Source organism: Enterobacter cloacae complex sp. P6RS (assembly GCF_014982245.1).
GTDB classification, from domain to species: Bacteria; Pseudomonadota; Gammaproteobacteria; order Enterobacterales; family Enterobacteriaceae; genus Enterobacter; species Enterobacter bugandensis.
Genome location: NZ_JADCLB010000030.1, coordinates 91,814 through 98,315, shown reverse-complemented (window position 1 = coordinate 98,315; position 6,502 = coordinate 91,814). Strand labels below are relative to the sequence as shown.

The following is a 6,502-nucleotide window of genomic DNA, read 5'->3' as shown; positions in this document are numbered from 1 at the left end:
TGAAAAGGAATATTAATGATAAAGCAAAAATAATATTATATTTGTTTTTCTTTATTATTATTCCAGCTATGGTTCGTCATTATTCCATTAATTTAAATCCCCCCCTTGAAGATCATTCTTCCCGAAGAATATTATTTCATCGCATTTGGGATGGCGTTGTCTTTATGATAAACGCAATAGTGATTTAATTAATGGAGTTATCATGAAAAATAATGGAATTACGGTGGCGATTGCACTCGCATCGGCGTTAATGGCAGGACAAACATTCGCTGCGGATGGTACGGTTCATTTCCGCGGAGAGGTTATTGATTCAACATGTGAAGTGACGCCTGATACCGCCGATCAGACGGTGAATATCGGTCGCGTTGCCAAAACGACGTTCTCCGGCATTGACTCAACGGCCTCAGTAAAAGATTTCCATATTAAGCTGGATAAATGCCCTGCAACCTACACTCAGGCGGCGGTTCGTTTTGACGGAACAGAAGATAAAGACACCATCGGCAAAGGGTATTTGTCTATTGGCACGCCTGTTAACGGTGAAGCGGGTACTGACGGTATTTACACCGGCGAAGGTGAAGCCGTTACCGCTACCGGCGTTGCAATCAAGCTCTTCAACCTGAACGATGATACGGCGATCCCGCTGTACAACAATTCAAATTATGTTGCTATCACCGACGGTAAAGCGGACATGGGCTTCAAAGCGAAGTTTGTACAGACGCTGGCTACGGTTACACCGGGTACAGCGAACGCGGATTCCCAGTTCACCATTGAATACCTGAAATAATCTTCAGCTGTTCGCCAGGAGCCTGTTTTATCCTTTTGCAGGCTCCTCCACAGGATGTGAGGATAACTGATGTATTTACGGCGTTTGTTGACTCTGTTCATCATGCTCTCTTTTTCATTTTTAACACCCTTGTCGACGGCTGGCGTCATTATTGGCGGAACCCGCGTTGTTTATAGTAGCGATAAATCCGATGCGACAATTAGCATAAAAAATAACGAAGCGACCACGCCTTATCTCATACAGACGTGGGTCGATCCTTTTAAAGGCGATACAGCGTCGAATAAACCTCCTTTTACCGTTATTCCGCCGGTTTCAAGGCTGGAGGCTGGGCAGGAGAAAGTATTACGCATCATGAAAGTGAAGGGCGAACTGCCTCACGATCGGGAATCGCTGTTCTGGCTCAACATCAAAAATATTCCGCCGTCCAGTTCAAACCCCAATTCGCTCGAAATTGCGATTAAGACGCGGATAAAACTTTTTTGGCGTCCGGCGACCCTGAATATCACGCCTGAACGGGCTGCGGCGAAGGTTAAATGGCGTGTTCAAAACCGGCAGCTCGTGATTGAAAATCCGAGCCCGCTACATATTAACGTTATGAATGTTACCGTCGATGGTAAAGACGTTACGTTAAACATCATTCCCCCTTTTGACACCGTGCGTTTGCCGCTTCCGGATGGCATTAACGGCCGCGCGCTGGTCTGGCGTTTCGTTAACGATTTTGGGGCAATCAGTCAGGAAATTCACGTCACGCTGTAAACATAGGGATGTTTGATATGGGGTGTTTCCGTTTTTTCATTGCGCTGGCCTCGGGGGTATCTCTCGGCTTTTCAGGCGTGACGCTGGCAAAAGATATCTTTAACCCTGCGCTTCTTGAAATTGACCATCCGGTGGATGTTGATATCCACCAGTTTAACCGCGCCAATACGTTACCTGCGGGCTCTTATAAGGTTGATATTCATGTTAACGATGAGTTTATCGGTAGCCGGGAGGTCACCTTTATTGAAGATAAGGCTGGCGATAGGCTGCATCCCTGTTTTAAGCACGTCAGGACGGTGCTTGCGGAGCTCGGGGCTAAGGTGGCGGCGATCGGTTCGCTGGATCGCCTGGACGAAAACGCCTGTGTGGACCCTACCCCGCTGATCCCTGGCGCCACATGGACATTCGATACCGATAAGCTGCTGCTCAACGTCACGCTGCCGCAGATTTACATTGATACCACCGCCCGCGGCACCATCAATCCTGCCCGCTGGGATGAAGGTATTAATGCGCTAATGATGAACTATGACTTTTCCGGCTCCAGCACATTGCAGTCTGATGATGACGACAACAGCGATTTCTACTACCTGAACCTGCGAAACGGGGCGAACATTGGCGCGTGGCGTTTACGCAATTACAGCACGCTAAACATCATCGACGGTCATTCGGATTACCATTCTATCAGCACCTATGTGCAGCGAAACCTTGCGACGTTACGCAGCCAGATCATGCTGGGTGATACCTGGACCGCAAGCGATGTCTTTGACAGTACCCAGGTGCGCGGCGTGCGCCTGTATACCGATGATGAAATGCTTCCTTCCAGCCTGACGGGCTTTGCGCCGGTCGTTCGGGGCGTAGCGAAAAGCAATGCGACGGTGATTATTCGGCAGAACGGCTACATCATTTACCAATCTGCCGTGCCGCAGGGACCGTTTGCGCTAAAGGATTTAAACACCACCAGCTCCGGCGGCGACCTGGACGTGACCATCAAAGAAGAAGACGGCAGTGAGCAACACTTCACGCAGCCCTACGCCTCGCTGGCCATCCTCAAGCGTGAAGATCAGACCGACGTCGATATCAGCGCGGGTGAACTGCGCGATCAAAGCGAATTCCAGCCCAACGTTTTTCAGGCGCAGATTCTGCACGGCTTTCCTGCCGGGATAACGGTTTACGGTGGCGTGCAGGCCGCGGAAGCGTATCGCTCGGCAGCGGTGGGGGTCGGCAAAGATATGGGGGCAGTTGGCGCGTTTTCCGTCGATATCACCCAGGCACGCGCGCAGTTTACGGACGAGGACTCAGAGGAGTCCGGCCAGTCCTGGCGTTTTCTCTATTCGAAACGGTTTGATGAGACGGATACGACGCTGAGGCTGGTGGGGTATCGCTACTCAACACAGGGCTACTACACCCTCAATGAATGGGCGTCACGCCAGAACAGTCAGCGCGATTTCTGGGTAACGGGCAACCGACGCAGCCGGCTTGAAGGGACCTGGACGCAGAATTTCGGCGATGGCATGGGGAACATTTATCTCACGCTGAGCCGCCAGCAGTACTGGAAAACCGACGAAGTTGAACGCCTGGTTCAGCTTGGCTACAGCAATGTCTGGCGGTCGCTTTCCTGGAACCTCTCCTGGAACTACAGCGATTCCATCACCACGGCGCAGAGCGCGGAGTATACAGATAGCGACGATCGAGAAAGCGAACAGGTTTTTATGCTGTCGTTCTCCGTGCCGCTGTCAGCATTGCTGCCGGACAGCTATGTGAGCTACGGCCTCACGCAGAACAACAGCGGAAAAGGAATGCACCAGCTTGGCCTGAACGGTACGGCGCTTGATAACCGTAATCTCTCCTGGAACCTCCAGCAGTCCTGGGATGCGGATGACAGTGTGTACAGCGGCAGCGCAGGGGTGGGATATGACGGAACCTATGGTTCGGTTAACGGCAGCTATGACTACAACCAGGACAGCCAGCGGCTCAACTACGGCGCGCGCGGCGGGATCCTGCTGCATGGCGATGGAGTGACGTTCTCGCAGGAGATGGGCGAAACCGTGGCGCTGATTAAAGCACCCGGTGCAGCCGGTCTGGCAATGGAAAACGGCACTGGTACGGCAACCGACTGGCGAGGCTACACCGTTCAAACACAGCTTAACGCTTACGATGAAAACCGTGTGGAAATTGAGAGCGGCTATTTTGAAAAAGCGAACGTCGAGCTGGAAAACAGCGTGCTTAACGTCATTCCCACGCGAGGTGCGGTAGTGCGGGCGGAATTTATCACCCACGTTGGCTATCGCGTGCTCTTTGAGGTCACACAGGCCAACGGCAAACCGGTTCCCTTTGGCGCAGTGGCGTCAGCGGAACTGGCGACGGGCAGCGTGTCGGGCATTACCGGCGAGAATGGCGAACTCTATCTTTCGGGCATGCCGGAAGAGGGAACGTTCACGCTGAAGTGGGGGAGTGAAAAGACAAAACCTTGCAAGGTACATTATCAGTTCCCCAAACCAACGGGTGTTGAACTGGTTCAAACAGCGGTCGTGTGCCAATAGGGAAATGAGATGAAACGACGTATCACTTTTATAGCAGTTGCCATGCTGCTTTTTACCCCTTTTTCCCACGCTGCGACGACAGAAGGCGGGGTGTGTTTCGCCATCGGCGGCACCTATATTTTCAATCTGAATCTTAACGGGGCAGAAATACCGGCAGATAAAAACCAGGCGGGAACCGAGGTGCGCGATCTGACGACTCTGCAGTCGCCTTCCCAGTATCAACTGGGATGTAACTGCCTGAGCCATTTCACCACAACGTATCGTAGCGTCTACTTCACCGCACGTTCGCCCTTAAGCGTTGATACCGTAAAAAACGGGTATACCTACTATAGGTTGAACGACCAGCTCAGCATTGCGTCCTCCATTCACGTGTTGGGACGCGACTACCTTCCCGTTCCCTTTGAGGCCGAGCCCAACCGGGTGACATCCGGTATTTACTGCTATGCCTCCGGTGAAGAAGGCTCAGAGGCAACGCTTGATACCGGTTCTCAGGTAAAATTATCGTTTTTAATCGACAAGCCCTTTATTGGAAAAGTTACCGTTCCGGGTACGACGATTGCCACGCTCTATGGCGGTATCGATGAAGCGTCCTCTCTGGCAAGTACCGAGAAGCTCGCCGAAATAAAAATTGCCGGAGACATCGTGGTACCGCAAAACTGCGAGATCGCGCCGGGCCAGTCGCTGGAAATTGATTTTGGAAAAATTCCCGCCAGCGCGTTTTCCGCCACCAAAGGCGAGGCGGTCGGTAGCCGCAAAATCCGCAAGATGATTCAGGTGAAATGTACCGGCATGCTGGATGAGAACATCGTCCGATCCGCTTTCCATGCCGATCCCGTTGACGCTGACGCCACGATGATGAAAGTGAACGGCAATGATGACGTAGGAATCGTTATTTATGATAAATGGGACCGCGTCGTCAACGTCAATGGGGGGAGCATGGAGATGGATATGGGAGCCAACCAGGGGGGCGCCGAAGTTAACTCGCTCACCTTCTCTGCTGCCCCGGCCAGCGCGACGGGGAGTATTCCGAAGCCCGGCGCCTTTGAAGCCTGGGCAACCGTGACCTTCGAAATTCAAAATTAATAACAACGGCTGTTTATGACAGCCGTTGTCATATTCACATCTTTGAACCAAGCTTAACGCATCTCAGTGTGACATTATCATGACAGGGATATGATTTTATTTGTATTAAAATCATTACCTTAACTCAAACACGTTGATTGTCATAAAACTGTCATATTTCGTACATTTATCTGTCACCTGTTTGTCCTATTTTGCTCATCGTAGCCACTTAAACAATGATTTACGAAATCCTTGCAGGAGACATTATGAAAGTTATGCGTACCACTGTCGCAACTGTTGTCGCCGCGACCTTATCTCTGAGCGCTTTCTCTGCTTTTGCAGCAGCAAGCCTGACTGGCGCTGGTGCAACCTTCCCTGCGCCGGTGTATGCCAAATGGGCGGATACCTACCAGAAAGAAACCGGTAACAAGGTGAACTATCAGGGTATCGGCTCCTCCGGTGGCGTAAAACAAATTACCGCGAATACCGTTGATTTCGGCGCATCCGACGCACCGCTGTCTGATGAAAAACTGAATCAGGAAGGCCTGTTCCAGTTCCCGACCGTGATCGGCGGCGTTGTGCTGGCCGTTAACATCCCTGGCCTGAAATCAGGCGAGCTGGTGCTGGACGGCAAAACCCTGGGCGACATCTACCTGGGCAAAATCAAAAAATGGGATGACGAAGCCATCACTAAGCTGAACCCGGGCGTTAAGCTGCCTTCGCAGAACATCGCTGTGGTTCGCCGCGCTGACGGCTCTGGTACCTCCTTCGTGTTCACCAGCTACCTGGCAAAAGTGAACGAAGAGTGGAAATCGAAAGTCGGCTCCGGCTCTACCGTTAACTGGCCAACCGGTCTGGGCGGTAAAGGTAACGACGGCATCGCTGCCTTCGTACAGCGTCTGCCGGGCTCTATCGGTTACGTAGAATACGCTTACGCTAAGCAGAACAACCTGGCTTACACCAAACTGGTTTCTGCTGACGGCAAACCGGTTAGCCCAACTGAAGAGAACTTCGCTAACGCAGCGAAAGGCGCTGACTGGAGCAAATCCTTCGCACAGGATCTGACTAACCAGAAAGGTGACAACGCGTGGCCAATCACTTCTACAACGTTCATTCTGATTCACAAAGATCAGAAGAAACCAGAGCAAGGTACTGAAGTGCTGAAGTTCTTTGATTGGGCATACAAAAACGGCGGCAAACAGGCTAACGACCTGGATTACGCCAGCCTGCCAGACAGCGTGGTTGAGCAGATTCGTGCTGCATGGAAAACCAACGTGAAAGACAGCAGCGGTAAAGCATTGTATTAATTTAGCATTCTGACGAAAATGGCGGGTGGCGCTTGCGCTTACCCGCCGATTTC

At 51.7% G+C, this 6,502-nt stretch carries 6 protein-coding genes; all 6 read left to right on the top strand.

What is annotated here, in order from left to right:
- The coding region (locus INF73_RS22155) for a hypothetical protein (protein ID WP_227414408.1) at positions 1-188 on the top strand (188 nt) is incomplete at its 5' end.
- Positions 189-202: 14 nt separating this feature from the next.
- Complete coding sequence (locus INF73_RS20095) at positions 203-784, top strand: chaperone-usher fimbrial major subunit (protein WP_028014919.1); 582 nt, start codon at positions 203-205, stop codon at positions 782-784.
- Positions 785-853: 69 nt separating this feature from the next.
- Positions 854-1,540 carry a fimbrial chaperone gene (locus INF73_RS20090; RefSeq protein ID WP_192987415.1) on the top strand — a complete coding sequence of 229 codons (687 nt, stop codon included), beginning with the start codon at positions 854-856 and terminating at the stop codon, positions 1,538-1,540.
- Positions 1,541-1,557: 17 nt separating this feature from the next.
- The gene (locus INF73_RS20085; protein ID WP_193541041.1) at positions 1,558-4,080 is read left to right on the top strand and encodes a fimbria/pilus outer membrane usher protein; all 2,523 of its coding nucleotides are present in this window, start codon (positions 1,558-1,560) and stop codon (positions 4,078-4,080) included.
- 9 nt (positions 4,081-4,089) lie between these two features.
- A complete protein-coding gene (stgD, locus tag INF73_RS20080; protein WP_193541043.1) occupies positions 4,090-5,163 on the top strand; it encodes a fimbrial protein StgD in 1,074 nt (357 codons plus the stop codon).
- Positions 5,164-5,408: 245 nt separating this feature from the next.
- The gene (gene pstS, locus INF73_RS20075) at positions 5,409-6,449 is read left to right on the top strand and encodes a phosphate ABC transporter substrate-binding protein PstS (protein ID WP_028014923.1); all 1,041 of its coding nucleotides are present in this window, start codon (positions 5,409-5,411) and stop codon (positions 6,447-6,449) included.
- Positions 6,450-6,502 lie beyond the last annotated feature (53 nt).